The following is a 20,534-nucleotide window of genomic DNA, read 5'->3' on the forward strand; positions in this document are numbered from 1 at the left end:
TCAAAAGCGATCGCTGATCGGGAGTGGTCTACTCGCAGCAATGACGCCCTTTACTGGTCGAAAAAATTAGAACATTCGGGGCTGAATGTCTGTCATGGGAAGCAGGGACAAGCCCCGGCGTCGAGCGCTGCAGATTTGTGCGGAGGCCGGCAATCCGATGGGAGAACCCCATCGGATCGGGATCGCGGATCAATCAGATACGGCGTTTGCGCGTGAGCGCGGGGATGGTCGTCAGCGGCACGTCGACCCGTTGCACCTGGCCCACGGCGGCCGCCACCGACGCGAGTGTCGGCGCACCGAACAGCACGCGGACATCGGCCTCCATGTTGTCCTGACGCATGCGCTCGATCAGGCTGACCGCCAACAGCGAATGCCCGCCGAGTTCAAAGAAGTGGTCATGGCGCCCCACCCGTTCGACCTTCAGCAGCTCGGCCCACAGCACCGCGAGTTTCGTCTCGATGTCGCCCACCGGGGCTTCATAGTGACGGGTGGAATACGCGCTGCTGTCGGGTGCCGGCAGCGCCTTGCGGTCGAGTTTGCCGTTGGGGGTCAGCGGCAAGTTGTCGAGATGCACGTAGGCCGCCGGGATCATGTAGTCCGGGAGTTGCGCTTGCAGATGGCGGCGTAATGCGTCGATGTCGAGGGTTGCCCGGGCGGTGTAATAGGCGACCAGGCGTTTTTCGCCGGGCACGTCTTCGCGGGCGAGGATGACGGTTTCGTGGATGTCCTCGTGTTGGGTGAGTTTGGCTTCGATCTCGCCGAGTTCGATGCGGAAGCCACGGATTTTGACCTGATCGTCGTTGCGGCCGAGGTACTCGATGTTGCCGTCTTTCAGGTAACGGCCTAGGTCGCCGGTACGATACATGCGGGCGTTAGTGCGGAATGGGTCGGTGAGGAAGCGTTCGGCGGTGAGGTCGTCGCGGTTCAGGTAACCGCGCGCCACGCCGGCGCCGCCGATGTAGATTTCGCCGGGGACGCCCAATGGAACCGGTTGTTGATGTTCATCTAGCAGGTAGAACTGGGTGTTGGCCACGGGTTTGCCGATGTGGGCGGCGAAACCGTCTTCGCGGTCCATTGATACCCAACTTGAGTACGTGGTGGTTTCCGAAGGGCCGTAGAGGTTGCACAGGCGCTGAACGCTGGTCTGTTCGAACAGGTTTTCGACCAAGCTTCTTTTTAGCGCTTCACCGGCGACGTTGACTGTGTGCACGCTTTTGCTGAGTCCGCCGGATTCCAGTAACGCCTTGAGTGCTGAAGGCACGGTGTTAATCAGGGTGATGTCGTCTCGCGGTTCTAATACGTTGGTCACGACATTGATGCTGCCGCCCGAGGTCAGCGGCGCGAAGCATTCGTAGACCGCCAGGTCGAAGTTCAGCGAGGTCGCGAACAGGGTTTTAGCCAATGTGACACCGTCGAATGAACGATGCGCCCAAGTCAGGAAATTCACCGTGTTGCGGTGTTCGATCATCACGCCTTTCGGCAAACCGGTCGAACCCGAGGTGTAGATCACATAAGCCAGATGCGCAGAGGTCAACCCTTCAATCACAGGATTGGAGACGGATTCATCCTGCCAAATGCTGCTATCCAGATCGATCACCGGCATCGACGCTTGAGCTAACAGTCCTAATGTCGAGGCTTGCGCCAACACCACCGCCGGCGCGCTGTCCTGCAACATGTAGGCAATCCGATCCAGCGGATATGCAGGATCCAGCGGCACATAACCCCCGCCCGCCTTCAGAATCGCCAGCAACCCGACGACCATGTCGGCACTACGTTCTACACAAATCGCCACTCGCGAATCCGGCCTTACGCCCTGCCCGCGCAGGTAATGCGCCAACCGGTTCGCCCGTTCATTCAACTCGCGATAGCTCAACTGTTCCAAGCCATAAACCACGGCCACGGCATCCGGCGTACGCTCCACCTGAGCCTCAAACAACCCATGAACCGTCTCGTCCAACGGGTACGCAGCCTCAGTCGCATTAAACTCGACCAGCAGTTTCAACCGCTCATCCGCCGGCAAAATCCGCAAACCATGCAGCGGCGCCTTCGGTCCATGCTCCAACGCCCGCACCAGACTTTCCAACGCAGTCTGTACATAGCCGCAGATACGCTGCGCGCCGATCCGCGCCGGGGTCATGACCGTGAAGCTGAAGCCTTCGCCCAGGTCGTTCACCGACAAAGTCAGTGGGTAGTTGGTGCGCTCTTCGCCGCTGAGCATCTCGATCCCGCTCCAGGCCGACAGCGCCTCGGTCGAGGCCGTCGCGGACGCATGACGGTAGTTGAGCAAGGCGCTGAACAGCGGCGTCGGTGCTTCCACGCCACTGCAACGTTGCGCCAGCGCCAGGGAAGCGTGCTCGTGCCCCAACAACGCGGTGAGTCGCGCATGGGTGGCCTTGACGCCGTCGCGCACACTTTGCGCGCCCAGCGTCACCCGCAATGGCAAGGTGTTGATGAACATCCCCAGCGCCCGATCGGCACCTTCGCCGCCCTGCATGCGGCCGATCAGCACCGTGCCGAACACCACATCGTCCTTGCCCGAGATCTTGGCTAGCACCTGGCCCCAGACCAGGTGATACAGGCTCGCCGCACTCACGCCGAGCTGTCGGGCCTGCAGGCGCAAACGGCGACTGAGGTCGGCGTCGACGTCCTGGCGAAGGTCCTCTATACCGCTGCCATCCCCTTGCACATCCTGCAAACCGAAGGGCAACGTCGGCTCATCGACATCGGCGAGCATCTCGCGGAAAAACGCTTCGTGTTTTTCACGGCTGACACCCAACCGCGCCTGGGCCACGTAGTTGCGGTACGGCACCGACGCCGCCAGACGTTGCCCCTGGCCGAGCATATGCGCCTCGATTTCCGAGGCCAGCACCGCCAGGGAGGTGGCGTCGTCGACCAAGTGATGGAACAGCAGCATGCCGATCCAGCGCTGGTTCGCGGTGTCCTGCGCGTAAGCGATACGCATCATCGGCGCCTGGCGGATGTCCAGGCGATAGTGGCGCGGGTCGAAACGTTCGTGCAGTTGCGTGGCGATGTCGCCGTGCGCCGGGTCCAGCGCCACGGACTCAAAGGCCAACGGCGCATCGCGCCAGACCACTTGCACCGCTTCGGCCAGGCCTTCCCATTGCACGCCGGTACGCAGAATGTCGTGACGGGCGACCACGGCTTGCAGCGCCTCACTGAAACCTTCCAGACGGGCAAAGCTGTCGAAACCGAACACCACGTATTGCAAGTACGGATCGCCTTGGGCCGCCGCGAGGTGGTGATACAAAATCCCTTCCTGCAACGGCGCCAGCGGATAGATGTCCTGCACATTGCGTGCGCCACCGGGCACTCTCGCGACAATCTGATCAATCGTCGCTTGATCCAGTTGCGCCAGCGGCAGCATGTCCGGGGTGATCCGTTCACAGCCGTCCGGGATGCCGTTGACCGGCACCACGATCTCGCTGCTTCCGCCCACGGCCGCCGCCAGCGCCATCAGCGTCGGCTGGCCGAACAGCACGCGCACGTCGGCGCTCAATCCGACCTGACGCATCTGCTCGATCAGCTTCACCGCCAGCAATGAGTGCCCGCCCAATTCGAAGAAATGATCGTGACGCCCGACCTGCTCGACGTTGAGCAAGTCGCTCCAGAGCTGCGCCAGGGTGATTTCCACTTCACCCTGCGGTGCTTCATAACCACGGCTGATCACCGAATCCGCGTCCGGCGCCGGTAGCGCCTTGCGATCCAGTTTGCCGTTCGGGGTCAGCGGCAATGCATCGAGATGCACGTAGGCTGCCGGGATCATGTGCTCCGGCAGTCGGGCTTGCAGGTAGGCACGCAGGGTCTCGATGTCGAGGGGTTCGTCCGTTGTCGGTGTTGTGTAATAGGCCACCAGACGCTTGTCGCCACTGGCGTCCTCCCGGGCCAGGATCACCGCTTCCGCGACCGCTGGATGCTCGGCGAGACGGGCTTCGATTTCGCCCAGTTCGATTCGGAAACCGCGGATCTTGACCTGATCGTCGTTGCGGCCCAGGTAAATAATATTGCCGTCCGCGAGATAGCGACCGAGGTCGCCGGTGCGGTACATCCGTGCATTTTGCGTGGTGCTGAACGGGTCGGTCAGGAAGCGTTCGACTGTCAGCTCAGGACGGTGCAGATAACCACGGGCGACTTGAACGCCAGCGATGTAGATCTCCCCCGCTACGCCCATGGGCACAGGTTGTTGATGGGCATCGAGCAGGTAGATTTGGGTGTTGGCCACCGGTTTACCGATGGGCGTGCTGTCCGGCGTATCGGGACCGGCGCAGTTCCACGCGGTGACATCGACGGCGGCTTCGGTCGGACCGTAGAGGTTGTGCAACTCGGTGCCCGGCAGTTGCAGCTTGAAGCGCCGAACCAGTTGACCCGGTAGCGCCTCGCCGCTGCACATCACTCGCACCAGACCTTTGCAGTCGCTGACGTCGCCAGCGGCGAGGAACACGTCGAGCATCGACGGCACAAAGTGCAGCGTGGTGATGCGTTCGGATTGGATCACTTCGCGCAGGTAGGAAGGCTCGCGGTGGCCACCGGGACGCGCCATGACCAGGCGTGCGCCGGTGAACAGTGGCCAGAAAAATTCCCAGACCGAGACGTCGAAACTGAATGGGGTCTTTTGCAGCACGGTGTCTGACGGCGTCAGTTGGTATTCGTCCTGCATCCACAGCAGACGGTTAACCACACCGGCGTGTTCGTTCATCACGCCTTTGGGCATCCCGGTTGAGCCGGAGGTGTAGATCACGTAGGCCAGATTTTCTGATTTCAGTCCTTCTACCAAAGGATCCACAGTCGGCTGCGTCGAGAAACCGTCCCCGTCCAGCAGCAGAATCTGTGCATTTGTCGCCGGCAGGCTTGCCTGCAATGAATGCTGCGTCAGAACCACCGCCGGCGCACTGTTCTCCAGCATGTAAGCCAACCGATCAGCCGGGTAATCCGGATCCAGCGGCACATACGCGGCACCAGATTTCAGAATCCCCAGCAACCCCGCGACCATCTCCAGGCTACGGTCCACGCAAATCGCGACGCGGTCATCCGGGCGAATACCCAGTTCAATCAAGCGATGGGCAATCTGGTTGGCATGGCGATTCAGTTCGGTATACGTCCAGTGACTGTTTTCAAAGCTCACCGCAATCGCATCCGGCCCCGAAGCCACCTGCGCTTCAAACATCCCATGCAAGGTCAAACCCTGCGGATACTCGACCGCCGTAGCGTTGAAGGTCTCCAGCAACTGCCGACGCTCTGCGTCCGGCAGGCTATCGAGTTGATGCAGCGGCGTTTCCGGCGCCTGTTCCAGTGCGTTAACCAAACGCTCAAGCGCAATCTGCATGTAATCGCCGATCCGCTGCGCATCGATCCCTTCCACGGCCTGAACTACCAGACTGAAACCCTGGCCCTCGTCATCCACGGCCAGTGTCAGCGGATAGTTGGTGCGTTCCTCACCGCCCAGCGCCTCGATGCCTTGCCAGGCCGAGACCATTTGTTCAGTGACTTCGGTAGCGCTATGGCGATAGTTGAGCATGGCGCTGAACAGTGGCGTCGGCGCGACCACGCCGCTGCAACGCTGGGCCAATGCCAGCGGCGCGTGTTCGTGACCGAGCAGGCCGGTCAAGCGCATGTGGGTGGCTTTCACCGCCGCACCTGCACCTTGCCCGCCTAGGCTGACCCGCAACGGCAAGGTGTTGATGAACATCCCCAGCGCGCGGTCGGCGCCCTCGCCGCCCTGCATCCGCCCCAACAGCACGGTGCCGAAAACCACTTCGTCGCGACCACTGACCCGCCCCAACACCTGGGCCCAGGCCAAATGCACCACGCTGGCGGCGCTAACCCCGAGTTGCCGGGCCTGGGCGCGTAGGCGCTGGCTCAACCCGGCATCAACCGCGCGTTTCACTTCAGTCACGCCGGTGCCATCGCCCTGCACATCCTGCAACCCAAACGGCAGGGTCGGCTCATCGATATCGCCAAGCATCTCGCGGAAGAACGCTTCGTGCTGATCCTGAGTGACACCCAGCCGCGCCTGCGCCACGTAGTTGCGATACGGCACCGCAGCGCCCAGACGCTGCCCGTGACCGAGCAAATGCGCCTGCATTTCATGTTCCAGGGTTTCCAGCGCCGTGTGGTCGAGCACCATATGGTGGAACAACAGCGTCGCGACCCAGCGTTGGTTGGCCACGTCCTCGGCAAACACCAGGCGCAGCATCGGCGCCTGACGCACATCGAGGCGGTAATGCCGGGCATCGAAATGCGCATACAACTGCTGGGCGACATCGCCGCTGGCCGGCTCAAACTGCTCGCACACCAGCGGTGCCTGGCGCCACACCACTTGCATCGGTTCCGCCAGTCCTTCCCAGGCCATCGAGGTCCGGAGGATGTCATGGCGGTTGATTACCTGTTGCAGCGCTTGGGCGAAATCATTGAAACGCGCACGGCTCTCAAAGCCGAATTGCGATTGCAGCACGTAGGGATCGCCGTGTTCCGCCGAAAGGTGGTGAAACAGGATGCCTTCCTGCAACGGCGCCAGTGGATAGATGTCCTGCACATTCGCGACGCCGCCGGGCACGCTTTCGACGATCCGGTCTATCGCCGACTGGCTCAAGGTCGCCAGCGGCAGTATCGCCGGGGTAATGCGTTCACAGCCTTCGACGATCGCGTTGGCCGGCACCACCACTTCGGCGTGTCCGCCCACGGCGGCGGCCAGCGCCAGCAGCGTCGGCTGGCTGAACAGCACCCGCACATCCACAGCCAGATCAACCTGGCGCATCCGTTCGATCAGGCGCATGGCCAACAGCGAATGCCCGCCCAGTTCAAAGAAGTTATCGCGACGACCGACCTGCTCCACATTCAGCAGGTCTGCCCACAAACCGGCCAGGGTCTGTTCGATCTCACCTTGCGGCGCCTCGTAGGCCTGACTCGCGAAGGCGTCGGCTTGTGGCGCGGGCAGCGCTTTGCGATCGATCTTGCCATTCAGGGTCAGGGGAAACACCGGCAGGATCACGAACGCGCTCGGCACCATGTATTCGGACAAGGACGCGGACAATTGCTCGCGCAACCACGCCACCGTCGGCGTGAGCTCGGGTTGCGCCACCACGTAGGCGACCAGGCGTTTTTCGCCGGACTCATCGGCCCGGACCAATACCACGGTGTCCTTCACGCCTGCGCAAGCAGCCAGTTTGGCCTCGATCTCACCGAGTTCGATGCGGAAGCCGCGAATCTTCACTTGATCATCATTGCGTCCCAGGCATTCCAACTGGCCCTCGGACAACCAACGTCCCAGATCGCCGGTGCGGTACAGCAAGGCGCCGGGCTCATCGCTGAACGGGTCGGCGATAAACGCCTGCGCCGTCAGTTCCGGGCGATTGAGGTAACCCTTCGCCACACCACGACCACCGATGTAGATTTCGCCGACCACGCCCAGCGGGGCGAGCTGCTGGCGAGCGTCGAGCAGATAGAGTTGCGTGTTGGAAATCGGCCCGCCAATCGGCACGCTTTCAGCGTCGGGCGCCACGGCTTTCACTTCATAGGTGGTGGCGTAAGTAGTGGTTTCGGTCGGGCCGTAGCAGTGCACCAGACGCAGATTCGGCGCCAGGCTCAACAAGCGCCGGAAGGACGCCGCATCCGCCCGTTCACCGCCACACAGCAGGATGCGCAGGCCACCGATGGCATGCGGGATCAGCTGCACATATTGATTGAAGATCGCCGTGGTGACGAACAACACCGTCGCGCCGGATTCGGTCAGGACGGCGGCGAAGCGTGACGGTTCCAGCAGGGTTTCGTGGTCGATCACAATCACCCGGCCGCCATTGAGCAAGGCGCCCCACACGTCCATGGTGCTGGCGTCGAACGCCGGGTTCGAAGCGAAAGCGATGCGGTCCTGCGCATTGAAATCGGCATAACCGTTGTTGATCACCAGCCGATTGATCGCCCGGTGCGGCACCAGCACGCCCTTGGGCTGGCCGGTGGAACCGGAGGTGTACATGATGTAGGCGATGGTTTCGGCGGACTGGCTCAGCGCCGGATCGTGGATGGCCTCGCCGTGCAGATCCAATGCGTCCAGATCGATACGGCGCGCGCCCTCGGGCGCATCCTGATCGCTGAACGTCAGCAACACCGAGGCCTGGCTGTCTTCCAGCATGAAGCGCTGGCGTTCCAGGGACGCATTGCGATCCAGCGGCACATAGGCCGCCGCGCATTTGAGCGCCGCCAGTTGGCTGGCCAGCAAGTCGAGGGAACGCGGCAGCAGGATCGCCACGCGATCGTCCGGTTGCACGTCCAGGCCGATCAGGTGATGCGCCAGTTGGTTGGCCCGCAGATTCAATGCGGCATAACTCAACGTTTCCTGACCGTGCACCGCCGCGACCGCGTCCGGTGTACGTGCCACTTGCGCTTCGAACAGCGCCAGGACGGTTTTGTCCTGGGGATAGGCGCGGGTGGTGGCGTTGAAATCCACCAGCAATTGATGGCGCTCAGCATCCGGCAAAATCTCAAGGTGACGCAGCGGTGTTTGCGGCGCCTGTTCCAGCGCCTGGGCCAACTGCTCCAGCGCGGTGTGCATGTAGGCGCAGATACGTGCGGCGCCGATGCCTTTCTGCACCAGGGCGCTCAGCAGGAAACCAGCGCCCAGGTCATCCACCGACAGGGTCAGCGGATAATTGGTGCGTTCTTCGGCACCAAGGTTTTCCATACCCTGCCACGCGCTCGTGGCTTCAGCCGAGACTTCGCCGGTCGCGCTGTGGCGGTAATTGAGCAAGGCGCTGAACAGCGGCGCCGGGGATGCCACGCGGCTGCAACGCTGAGCCAAGGCCAGCGAAGCATGTTCGTGACCGAGCAATGCCGTCAGCCGCACATGCGTGGCCTTGACCCCGACGCGCACGCCCTGCTCGTCCAAATTGACCCGCAGCGGCAAGGTGTTGATGAACATCCCCAGCGCACGGTCCGCGCCGTCGCCGCCCTGCATCCGGCCCATCAGCACGGTGCCGAACACCACGTCTTCGCGCCCGGACAAACGCCCGATGACCTGCGCCCAGGCCAAGTGATGCAGGCTGGCGGCGCTGACGCCAAGCTGCCGCGCCTGGGCCCGCAGGCGTCGGCTCAGCTCGGCGTTCACCTCAAGTTTGGCTTCCTCAATGCCACTGCCGTCGCCCTGCACCTGTTGCAAGCCGAAAGGCAGCGTCGGCTCGTCGATATCGCCGAGCATCTCGCGGAAAAAGTCTTCGTGCTGCATCTGACTGACACCCAAGCGTGCCTGGGCCACGTAGTTGCGGTACGGCATCGCCGCGGACAGACCACTTTCCTGACCCAGCAAATGCGCCTGCATTTCCTGTTGCACCACTTCCAGCGCGGTGTGGTCGAGGGCGATGTGGTGGAACAGCAACATCGCGACCCAACGCTGATTGGCCGGGTCCTCGGCCACCCGCAGGCACATCAGCGGCGCCTGGCGGATATCGAGACGGTGATGACGCGAGTCGAAACGCGCGTGCAACTGGGTCACGACATCGCCGTCGTCGGTGTTCAACGCCACGTGCTCGACGCCGAGCCGGGCCTGGCGCCAGACCACTTGCACCGGTTGCTCCAGGCCCTCCCAAAGCACCGCCGTGCGCAAGATATCGTGGCGGTCGATTACGCCTTGCAACGCCTGGGTGAACGCTTGAAGACGCGTCTCGCTGTCGAAGGCAAACAGCGATTGCAGGACGTAAGGGTCGCCCTGCCCGGCGGAAATATGGTGGTAGAGAATGCCTTCCTGCAACGGCGCCAACGGGTAAATATCCTGCACGTTGGCCGTGCCGCCGGGAACCGTGGCGACGATGCGATCAATCGCTTCCTGATCCAGCGTGGCCAGCGGCAACATCGCCGGGGTGATCCGCTGGCAGTCCGGGGTGATGCCATTCGCCGGCACCTGGATTTCGTTGCCGCCACCCACAGCGGCGGCCAGGGCTGCCAAGGTTGGCTGGCCGAACAGCACGCGCACGTCGGCGCTGAGGTCGACCTGACGCATTTGCTCGATCAGGTTGACCGCCAGCAGCGAATGCCCGCCCAGTTCGAAGAAGTGATCGTGACGACCGACGCGCTCGACGTTAAGCACCTGCGCCCAGAGCCGCGCCAGGGTAATTTCGATTTCGCCCTGCGGCGCTTCATAACCCCGGGTGACGATGGACGCCAGGTCCGGCACCGGCAGCGCCTTGCGGTCGAGCTTGCCGTTGGCGGTCAACGGCAAGCGGTCGAGCTGCACATAGGCGGCCGGTACCATGTAGTCCGGCAGCGCCGATTGCAGATGAGTACGCAGGCTGTCGAGGTCCGCCGTGCCATTGCCGGTGAAATAGGCCACCAGGCGTTTTTCCCCGGGCACGTCTTCACGTACCAGCACCACCGCGTCTTTCACGCTTTCGTGTTGCGCCAAGCGGGCTTCGATTTCACCCAGTTCGATGCGGTAGCCACGGATTTTCACCTGGTCGTCGTTGCGGCCCAGGTACTCAATGCTGCCGTCCGGCAAGTGGCGCCCAAGGTCGCCGGTGCGGTACATCGATTGACCGTTGAACGGGTCGGCGATGAATTTTTCCGCACTCAATTCGGGACGGTTCAGATAGCCGTTGGCAACCCCCGCGCCAGCGATAAACAGCTCACCGGGCACGCCCAAGGGTACGGCGCGAAGCTGTGCGTCGAGCACGTAGACCCGCGTGTTGCCGATCGGCCGGCCAATCGGAATGCTGCCGGCGCCGACCGAGGTAATCTCGAACGTGGTGGAAAAGGTCGTGGCTTCGGTCGGGCCGTAGCCATTGAGCAGATGCTGCGGCGCGCCGTCCCGCAGGACGCGGCCGATCACCGCCGGATCCAGCACATCGCCCCCGACAATCAGGTAACGCAACTGCCCGAACACCGTCATCAGGCCATCGGCGTATTGATGGAACAGCCCCGCCGTCATCCACAACACACTCACCGATTGCGCCAGCAACCATTCGCGCAAACGTGACTGGGACAGCAGCACCTCCTGCTCGACCACCACCACGCAACCGCCATTGAGCAACGGTGCCCAGACTTCCAGGGTGCTGGCATCGAAGGCCGGATTGGAGGCGAAGGCCACCCGGTCCGCTGAATTGAAATCGGCATAGCCGTTGTTGATCACCAGTCGGCTGATCGCCCGGTGTGGTACGAGCACGCCTTTGGGGGTGCCGGTAGAGCCCGAGGTGTACATGATGTACGCCGGGGTTTCGCTGGACTGCAGGCTCGGTGTGTTGCGGGCTGATTGATTAGCGAAATCAAGCGTATCCAGATCCACCCGGCGCACGCCATCGGCCAATACTTCGCCACTGCGGGTCAAGGCCAGGACGGCGCGGCTGTCTTGCAGCATGAAGTGCTGGCGTTCGGCGGGCGCATTGATGTCCAGCGGCACATACACCGCTGCGCATTTGAGGATTGCCAGTTGGCTGACCAGCAAATCCAAAGAGCGTGGCAACAGGATCGCCACCGCTTCGCCGGGTTGCAGGCCAAGGCTGGTCAGGTGTGCGGCCAGGCGTTCGGCCTTGGCGTTCAGCTCGGCATAGGTCAGGGTTTTCCCGGCCTCTACGGCGGCAGGCGCGTCGGGGCGCGCCTCGGCCTGGGCTTCGAACAAGGCGTGAACGGTCTGCTGCCGGGGGTACTCGCGATCGGTCTGGTTGAACGTGAGCAACACCTGTTCTCGCTCGGCGGCCGGCAGGATCAACAGGCTGTTGAGCCGCGAATCCGGGGCCTCTTCCAGCGCTGCGACCAGGCTTTCGACGGCGGTCTGCATGTAGTCGCACAGGCGCGCCGCACCGATCTGCGCACTCGCCTGCACGGTCAGGGCAAAGTCATCGGCGAAGTCGTCGACCGAGATAATCAGCGGGTAGTTGGTGCGTTCCTGAGCGCTGAGGGTTTCGATGCCGCGCCAGGCCAGGCTCGCGTCGGCCGGGATCGCCTGGGTCGCGCTGGTGCTGTGGCGATAATTCAACAAGGCGCTGAACAACGGCGTCGGCGCCGCCACTCCGCTGCAGCGCTGGGCCAATGCCAGGGACGCGTATTCGTGACTGAGCAAGGTGCTGAGCCGCGCATGGGTGGACTTGACCCCGTCGCGCACGCTCTGCGCGCCCACGCCGACCCGCAGCGGCAAGGTGTTGATGAACATGCCCAGCGCCCGGCTCATGTTTTCCGAAGCCTGCATGCGCCCCAGCATCACCGTGCCAAACACTACATCTTCACGCCCCGACACACAGCCCAGCACTTGAGCCCAGGCGAGGTGGATCACGCTCGCGGCGCTGACTCCGACCAATCGCGCCTGTGCTCGCAGGCGACGGCTCAGTTCCGATGGCAATGGACGCTGGATTTCTTCGATGGCGCTGCCGTCGCCCAGCACATCCTGCTGGCCAAAGGGCAAGGTCGGTTCGTCGACATCACCGAGCATCTCGCCGAAAAACGCTTCGTCGGCCTGGCGCTGACCGGCCTGCCGAGTGCGCGCGACGTAGTTGCGGTACGGCACGGCAGCTTGCAACTGCTCGGCCTGCCCCATCAGGTACGCCTGCATTTCATGCTGGACCACGGCGAGCGCCGCATGGTCGAGGGCCATGTGGTGAAAAAGCAACATCGCGACCCAGCGCTGGTTCAGCGGGTCTTCGGCGAACACCAGCAACAGCAGCGGCGCCTGGCTGACGTCAAGCCGATGATGACGTGGGTCGAAACGCGCTTGCAGTTGCGCCATGGCATCGCCGTCGACAATCTCGGCGCTGATGTCTTGCAGGCCCAGGCGCGCATGGCGCCACACCACTTGCACCGGTTCATCCAGGCCTTCGCGGACGATGGCGGTGCGCAGGATGTCGTGACGATCGACCACGCTTTGCAACGCGTCGGCAAAATCCGCCAGGCGTTCACGGGTGGTGATGCTGAACTGTGCTTGCAGGACGTAGGGATCGCCCTGGCTGGCGGTCAGGTGGTGATAAAGAATCCCTTCCTGCAACGGCGCCAACGGATAAATGTCCTGCACGTTGGCCGCACCGCCCGGCACCGTGGCGACAATGCGCTCGATGGCCGGTTGATCCAGGCTCACCAGGGTCAGCATCGACGGCGTGATGCGCGTGCAGCCGAGCGGTATGCCGTTGCCAGGGATCTCGATTTCGCCGGCCTTGCTGGCGTCGTATTGCCCGGTCTGGATCAACTCGATCAGCGTCGCTTTGTGCTCACGCAGTAAGGCCAGCACGGCCGGTTCGCCCAGAGACTGTTTGCGGCCTCGAACAACAAGCTGGTCACCTTTGACTGAGAGCTGTACGTCTTTTTCTTTTAGTGTTGCCAACAGTTCGATCACAGTCACAGGACAATCTCCATTTTTTCTGTCGTTGCTGCGTATTCCGAGAGCGTGGGTTGCTCGAACAACGTCCTGACATCCGCTTCCAGGCCTTCCTGGCGCATGCGCTCCATCAGGCTGACGGCCAGCAGCGAGTGCCCGCCGAGTTCGAAGAAGTGATCGTGACGGCCAACGCGCTCCACGTTGAGAACTTCCGCCCAGAGTTGGGCCAGGGTGATTTCGGTGTCGCCGATAGGCGCTTCGTAGCCGCGGGTGATCAGTGACGCGAGGTCCGGCGCCGGCAGCGCCTTGCGGTCGAGTTTGCCGTTGGCGGTCAGCGGCAAGGCCTCGAGGTGTACATAAGCCGCCGGGACCATGTAGGTCGGCAGCCGGCTTTGCAGGTGCGAGCGCAGGATTTCCACCTCCAGCGCGCCACCCGGGGTCGTGTAGTAAGCCACCAGGCGTTTCTCGCCCGGCACGTCTTCACGGGCCAGTACCACGGTTTCCTTGACCTCAGGGTGATTGGCCAACTTGGCTTCAATCTCGCCCAACTCAATGCGGAAACCGCGAATCTTCACCTGGAAGTCGTTACGGCCCAGGTACTCAACCGAGCCGTCGGGCAGCCAGCGACCGAGGTCACCGGTTTTGTACAGTCGAGCATGCGGATCCGAGGAAAACGGATCAGCCACAAAGCGCTCAGCGCTCAGTTCCGGCAGGTTCAGATAACCCCGAGCCACGCCGACGCCACCGATATTGATTTCTCCGGCAATGCCCAGTGGCGTTGGCGCGCCGTGGTTGTCGAGGATGTGGATCTGGATGTTGGCGATCGGTCGGCCAATCGGCACGCTGTCGCCCTGATCCGTCGGACGGCACTGCCACGCGGTGACGTCGATGGCGGCCTCTGTCGGTCCGTAAAGGTTGTGCAGCTCGACCTCGGCCAGTTGTTGTTCGAAGCGTTTTTGCAAACTGCGGGGCAATGCCTCGCCACTGCACAGCACTCGACGCAAGCCAGGGAAGCCTTGGCTGTCGCGACGTTCCAGGAACAGCTCGAGCATCGACGGCACGAAGTGCAACAGGGTGATGCCAGCGCTGCGAATGGTCTGCGCGATGTAATCCGGTTCCTGATGGCCGCCGGGACGCGCCATCACCAGTTGCGCACCGGCCAGCAACGGCAGGAAGAATTCCCAGACCGAGACGTCGAAGCCGAATGGAGTCTTTTGCAGGACGCGGTCGGTTTCATCGACGCGGTATTCATCTCGCGCCCAGAGCAGGCGATTGACCACGCCGCGATGCTCGTTCATCACGCCTTTGGGCATGCCGGTCGAGCCCGAGGTGTAGAGCACGTAGGCCAGGTGCGTGGCGTTGAGGCCCGACACTTGCGGGTTGGTATCGGGGAAGTCAGGGGAATCGCGATCCAGCACCAACACCGGCGCGCTCAGCTCTGGCAGGGTTTGCGCCAGTTCTGCGCTGCTCAACACCGCCAACGGCGCGCTGTCGTCGAGCATGTATTCGCGGCGAGCGTCCGGCAGGTCCGGGTCGATTGGCACATAGGCGCCGCCGGCCTTGAGGATCGCCAGCAGCGCAATCACCATTTCCGGGCTACGGCGCAGGCACACGGCAACCCGCGCATCAGGACCGACGCCGAGTTCGATCAACTGATGGGCGACTTGGTTAGCCCGGCGATTGAGCGCGGCGTAGGTCAGGACATCGCCGCTGTCATCGCTCACCGCACAGGCCTCGGGACGGCGTGCGACTTGCTGCTCGATCAGTTCGTGAATCAACAGGTCCCGTGGGTAATCGCGCTCGGTGGCGTTGAACGTCACCCGCAACTGCTCGGATTCGGCAGTCGGCAGGATCGACAATTGGTGCAGCGGCGCATCCGGGGTCTGTTCGAGCATGCCGATCAGGCCTTGCAACGTCTGCTGCACATAACCGCAGATACGCTGCGCACCGATCCGCGCCGGGGTCATGACGGTGAAGCTGAACGACTCGCCCTGATCATCCACCGACAAGGTCAACGGGTAGTTGGTGCGTTCTTCGCCGCTGAGCAATTCGATGCCATTCCAGGCTGACAACGCTTCCTTCGAGGTCATCGCTCCGGTATGGCGGTAATTGAGCAAGGCACTGAACAGCGGCGTCGGTGCTGCCACGCCGCTGCAACGTTGTGCCAGCACCAGCGAGGCGTGCTCGTGGCCCAACAGCGCGGTCAGTTGTTTGTGCGTGGCTTTCACGCCGGCACGCACCGCCTGTTCGCCCACTTGCACGCGCAACGGCAAGGTGTTGATGAACATGCCCAAGGCACGATCAGCGCCCTCGCCGGCCTGCATGCGGCCGATCAGCACGGTGCCGAACACCACGTCGTCGCGGCCCGAAACCTTGGCCAATACCTGCGCCCAGACCAGGTGATACAGGCTCGCCGCACTCACCCCGAGCTGACGGGCCTGCACTCGCAAGCGACGGCTGAGGTCGGCGTCGATGTCCTCGCGTACTTCCTCGATGCCGCTGCCATCGCCTTGCACGTCTTGCAAGCCGAACGGCAAGGTCGGTTCGTCGACCTCGCCGAGCATGTCGCGGAAGAACGCTTCGTGGGCCTCGCGGCTGACACCGAGTCGAGCCTGGGCCACGTAATTGCGGTACGGCACCGACATCGGCAGGCGTTGTGCCTGGCCGAGCATATGCGCCTCGATTTCCGAGGCCAGCACCGCCAGCGACGTGGCATCGTCCACCAGGTGATGGAACAGCAAGATGCCGACCCAGCGCTGATTCGCCGTGTCCTGCGCATAGGCGATGCGCATCATCGGTGCTTCGCGGATGTCCAGGCGATAGTGCCGTGGGTCGAATTGCTGGTGCAGCTGGGTGGCGATATCGCCGGCCACCGGTTCCAGCTCCACCGCTTCTACCACCAGTCGCGCGTCACGCCAGACCACTTGCATCGGTTCGGCCAGACCTTCCCACAGCACACCGGTGCGCAGGATGTCGTGGCGGGCGACCACGGCTTGCAGCGCCTGACTGAAACTGTTCAGGCGCGCGAAGCTGTCGAAGCCGAACATCACGTATTGCAGGTACGGATCACCCTGGGCGGCCGCGAGGTGGTGATACAAGATCCCCTCCTGCAAAGGCGCCAGCGGGTAGATGTCCTGCACATTACTGACGCCGCCAGGCACCATCGAGACGATGTGATCAATCGCCGACTGCTCCAGACGCGCCAGGGGCAGCATGTCCGGGGTGATGCGTTGGCAATCGGCAGCAATCCGATTCAGCGGCACGATCACTTCGGTGTAGCCACCGACCGCAGCCGCCAGCGCCGCCAGGGTCGGTTGGCCGAACAGCACCCGCACGTCGGCGCTCAAACCGGCGTGGCGCATGCGCTCGATCAACTTCACCGCGAGCAGCGAGTGGCCGCCCAGTTCAAAGAAGTTGTCGTGACGGCCGATTTGTTCAAGGTCCAGCAGCTCTTGCCAGATGGACGCGAGTGTTGTTTCGACGATGCCTTGTGGGGCGGCGTAGGCCTGGGACGCCACCGAGGCCTGATCCGGCGCCGGCAGTGCCTTGCGGTCGAGCTTGCCATTGGCGGTCAGCGGGAACGCCGTCAACGTCACGAACGCACTTGGCACCATGTAGTCGGCGAGGGTGTCCAGCAGTTGGGCGCGCAACTCGGTGGCGCTAAGTTGCGCGCCGTCCTCGGCAATCACATACGCCACCAGGCGCTTGTCACCCGGCGCATCTTCGCGGGCGATGACCAGCGCTTCACTGACGCCTGCGCAGGTAGCCAACGTGGCCTGGATCTCACCCAGTTCAATGCGGAAACCGCGAATCTTCACCTGCTCATCGTTACGGCCAAGGTATTCGACCGTGCCGTCCACCAGCCAGCGACCGAGGTCACCGGTGCGGTACATGCGGGCGTTCGGCTCGGTGCTGAATGGGTTGCTCAAGAAACGTTCGGCGGTCAATTCGTCGCGGTTCAGGTAACCCCGGGCGACGCCGGCACCGCCGACGTACATTTCACCGATGACACCTACCGGCACCGGCTCGCGCTGTGGATTGAGGATGTACAACTGCAAATCCGGAATGCGCCCGCCAATCGGGCTGGCGCCGGTCCGTTGCGCATCCGCAGCTGTCAGTGGGCGATAAGTAACGTGCACCGTGGTTTCGGTGATGCCGTACATGTTGACCAGTTGCGTCTGGTCGTTAACCGCGCGGGCATACCATGGTTTGAGCAGGCCCGGCTCCAGCGCTTCGCCGCCGAAAATCACCTGGCGCAGGTTGTGGGCTCTAGGGTTTTCGCCTTGGGCGGCGATCAGTTGACGGAACGCGCTCGGCGTCTGGTTGAGCACCGTGACACCGGCCTCGCACAGCAAGGCATAACACTCGTCCGGCGAACGGCTGGTTGCTTGCGGCACCACCAGCAGACGGCCGCCATGGGTCAACGCCCCCCAGATTTCCCAGACCGAGAAGTCGAACGCAAAGGAATGGAACAGCGCCCAGACATCCTGCGGGCCGAAATCGAACCATGCCTGCGTCGCGGTAAACAGCCGGGCGACGTTGCGGTGTTCGACCATCACGCCTTTCGGCAGGCCGGTGGAACCCGAGGTGTAGATCACGTAAGCCAGGTGCGCCGAAGTCAGCTCCGGTATCGGCGGATTGGTCGTCGATTGGCTGTGCAACGACGCGCAATCGAGGTCGATCACCCGCACCGATTCTTCCGCCAGCAACTCGCGGGTGGCGGCGTGAACCAGGATCGCCACGGGCGTGCTGTCTTCCAGCATGTAGGCAATGCGCTCTGCCGGGTACGCAGGGTCCAGCGGCACGTAGCCGGCGCCGGATTTCAGGATACCCAGCAGGCCGACGATCATTTCCACGCCGCGTTCGACGCAAATCGCCACCCGGTCATCCGGGCGAATGCCCGACGACAGCAGGCGATGGGCGACCTGATTGGCCCGGGCGTTGAGTTCGCCGTAGGTCAGCGATTGATCCCCGAACACCACGGCCACTGCATCAGGTTGTGCGCTTGCTTGCGCTTCAAACAGACCATGAATGGTGGAGTCATGGGCGTATTCGCCGGTCGGTGCATTCCAGGTCTCGAGCAGTTGTTGACGTTCTGCCATCGGCAACACAGCCAAATCGCGCATCGCGCTGTGCGGTGCGTGCTCCAGGGCGTGGACGAGGCTTTCCAACGCGACCTGCATATAGCCGCAGACGCGTTGCGCGCCGATCTGCGCCTCGACCTGCGCGGTCAGGCTGAAGCCCTGGCCCAAGTCATCAACGTTGAGGGTCAGCGGGTAGTTGGTGCGTTCTTCGCTGGCCAGCAGGTGCATGCCGCTCCAGGCGGACAGCACTTCATCGGTCAGCTGGACTGAACTGTGGCGGTAGTTCAACAGTGCGCTGAACAGCGGCGCCGGTGCGGCCACGCCACTGCAACGCTGGGCCAGGGCCAGCGAGGCATGCTCATGCCCCAACAGCCCGGTCAGTCGTGCGTGGGTGGCGGTGACGGCGGCGCGGACGTTTTGTGCGTCAATCTGCACGCGGATCGGCAAGGTGTTGATGAACATGCCCAAGGCACGATCGGCGCCCTCACCGCCCTGCATCCGGCCCATCAGCACGGTGCCGAATACCACGTCCGGCTGACCGCTAGCCATGCCCAGCACCTGAGCCCAGGCCAGATGCACCAGGCTCGCGGCACCCACGCCGAGGCGCCGGGCCTGTGCTCGCAGACGCAGGCTCAGGGCCTGATCGACGGCTTGCGTCACTTCTTCGATCCCGCGTCCGTCGCCCTGGACCTGGTCAAACCGAACGGCAGTGTCGGCTCGTCAATGTCGCCGAGCATCTCGCGGAAGAAGGTTTCGTGCGCTTGTTCGCTGACGCCCAGACGCGCCTGGGCCACGTAGTTGCGATATGGCACGGCGGTGCCCAACTGGTCGGACTGACCCAGCAGATGCGCCTGCATTTCGTGGCGCACCACGTCCAGCGCCGTGTGATCGAGTGCCATGTGGTGGAACAGCAGCATCGCGACCCAGCGCTGGTTGACCGCATCCTGCGCAAAGCCTGAGCACAGCAGCGGCGCCTGGGTGATGTCGAGGCCATAGTGGCGCGCGTCGAAACGCTGTCGCAGTATGTTCGGCGACGTCGCCTTCGGCCGCTGCCAGCGCTACTTCGTCCAGGCCCAGTTGCGCATGGCGCCAGACAACCTGCTGCGGTTCGTCGAGCCCTTCCCAGAGCCATCGCGGTGCGCAGGATGTCGTGGCGGTTGATCACGCCTGCAACGCCTGCACGAAATCGTCGAGACGCTGCCGGCTGTCCAGTGCAAACTGCGCTTGCAGCACGTACGGATCGCCCTGCTCGGCGGACGAGGTGGTGGTAGAGAATGCCTTCCTGTCACGGGCGCCAGCGGGTAGATGTCCTGCACGTTGCGCGCACCGCCTGGGACGCTGGCGACGATGCTGTCGATAGCGTGCTTGAGTCAGCTCGTGGCAGTGACCAGCATGGCCGGGGTGATGTGCGTCGCAGTCGGACGGGATGCAGGTTGGCCGGGACCACGACTTCGTTGCCGCTGCCGACGGCGGCAGCCAGCGCGGCGAGGGTTGGCTGGCCGAACAATGCGCGTACGTCGGCGCTTAGATCCGGCCTGGCGCATGCGTTCGATCAGGCTGACGGCCAGCAGCGAGTGGCCGCCGAGTTCGAAGAAATGGTCGTGGCGGCTGACTTGCGGCAGGCGAGCAGGTCTTGCCAGATCTGTGCGAGTGTCGTTTCGGTTTCGCCGATGGGGGCTTCGTAGCCTCGGGTGATCACGGCGTCCAGGTCGGGTGCTGGCAGGGCCTTGCGGTCGAGTTTGCCGTTGGGCGTCAGTGGCAGTTTGTCGAGATGGACGTAGGCTGCCGGGACCATGTAGTCCGGGAGTTGGGTTTGCAGGTGACGGCGTAACGCGTCGATATCGAGGGTTGTCGGCGCGGTGTAGTACGCGACCAGGCGTTTATCGCCGGGGCACGTCTTCGCGGGCCAGGACTACGGTTTCCTGGATATCGACGTGTTGCGCGAGTTTGGCTTCGATCTCGCCGAGTTCGATGCGGAAGCCGCGGATTTTGACTTGGTCGTCGTTGCGGCCGAGGTATTCGATGTTGCCATCCGGAGGTAGCGGCCGAGGTCACCGGTTTGTACATGCGGGCGTTGGTGCGGAATGGATCGTTAAGAAAGCGTTCGGCAGTCAGGTCGTCGCGGTTCAGGTAACCACGCGCTACGCCGGCGC

At 63.2% G+C, this 20,534-nt stretch carries 5 protein-coding genes and 1 pseudogene; all 6 read right to left on the minus strand.

What is annotated here, in order from left to right:
• Window positions 1–193: 193 nt before the first annotated feature.
• On the minus strand, window positions 194–13,321 hold the full coding sequence (locus LOY68_RS17600) for a non-ribosomal peptide synthetase (protein WP_265038752.1): 13,128 nt from the start codon (window positions 13,319–13,321) through the stop codon (window positions 194–196).
• Window positions 13,318–19,041 (minus strand): amino acid adenylation domain-containing protein, encoded by a 5,724-nt coding sequence (locus LOY68_RS32285; protein ID WP_413787155.1) that lies wholly within the window; start codon window positions 19,039–19,041, stop codon window positions 13,318–13,320. The genes LOY68_RS17600 and LOY68_RS32285 overlap by 4 nt, the downstream gene beginning before the upstream one ends.
• Complete coding sequence (locus tag LOY68_RS32290) at window positions 19,038–19,298, minus strand: hypothetical protein (protein WP_413787156.1); 261 nt, start codon at window positions 19,296–19,298, stop codon at window positions 19,038–19,040. The genes LOY68_RS32285 and LOY68_RS32290 overlap by 4 nt, the downstream gene beginning before the upstream one ends.
• A 453-nt stretch (window positions 19,299–19,751) precedes the next feature.
• Window positions 19,752–20,021: a phosphopantetheine-binding protein gene (locus LOY68_RS32295; RefSeq protein ID WP_413787199.1), complete on the minus strand. Its 270-nt coding sequence runs from the start codon at window positions 20,019–20,021 to the stop codon at window positions 19,752–19,754.
• Window positions 19,934–20,176 (minus strand): hypothetical protein, encoded by a 243-nt coding sequence (locus tag LOY68_RS32300; RefSeq protein ID WP_413787157.1) that lies wholly within the window; start codon window positions 20,174–20,176, stop codon window positions 19,934–19,936. The genes LOY68_RS32295 and LOY68_RS32300 overlap by 88 nt, the downstream gene beginning before the upstream one ends.
• 3 nt (window positions 20,177–20,179) lie before the next feature.
• Window positions 20,180–20,257, minus strand: a pseudogene (locus LOY68_RS32305) (hypothetical protein); the annotation flags it as partial.
• Window positions 20,258–20,534 lie beyond the last annotated feature (277 nt).

The sequence above is a fragment of the Pseudomonas sp. B21-053 genome (genome assembly GCF_026016365.1).
GTDB lineage: Bacteria > Pseudomonadota > Gammaproteobacteria > Pseudomonadales > Pseudomonadaceae > Aquipseudomonas > Aquipseudomonas nunensis.

Coding starts and splice junctions, on each gene's coding strand:
- LOY68_RS32290 (WP_413787156.1), bottom strand. CDS start 19,298: ATGCTGCTGTTCCACCACATGGCACTCGATCACACGGCGCTGGACGTG.
- LOY68_RS32300 (WP_413787157.1), bottom strand. CDS start 20,176: ATGGTCCCGGCAGCCTACGTCCATCTCGACAAACTGCCACTGACGCCC.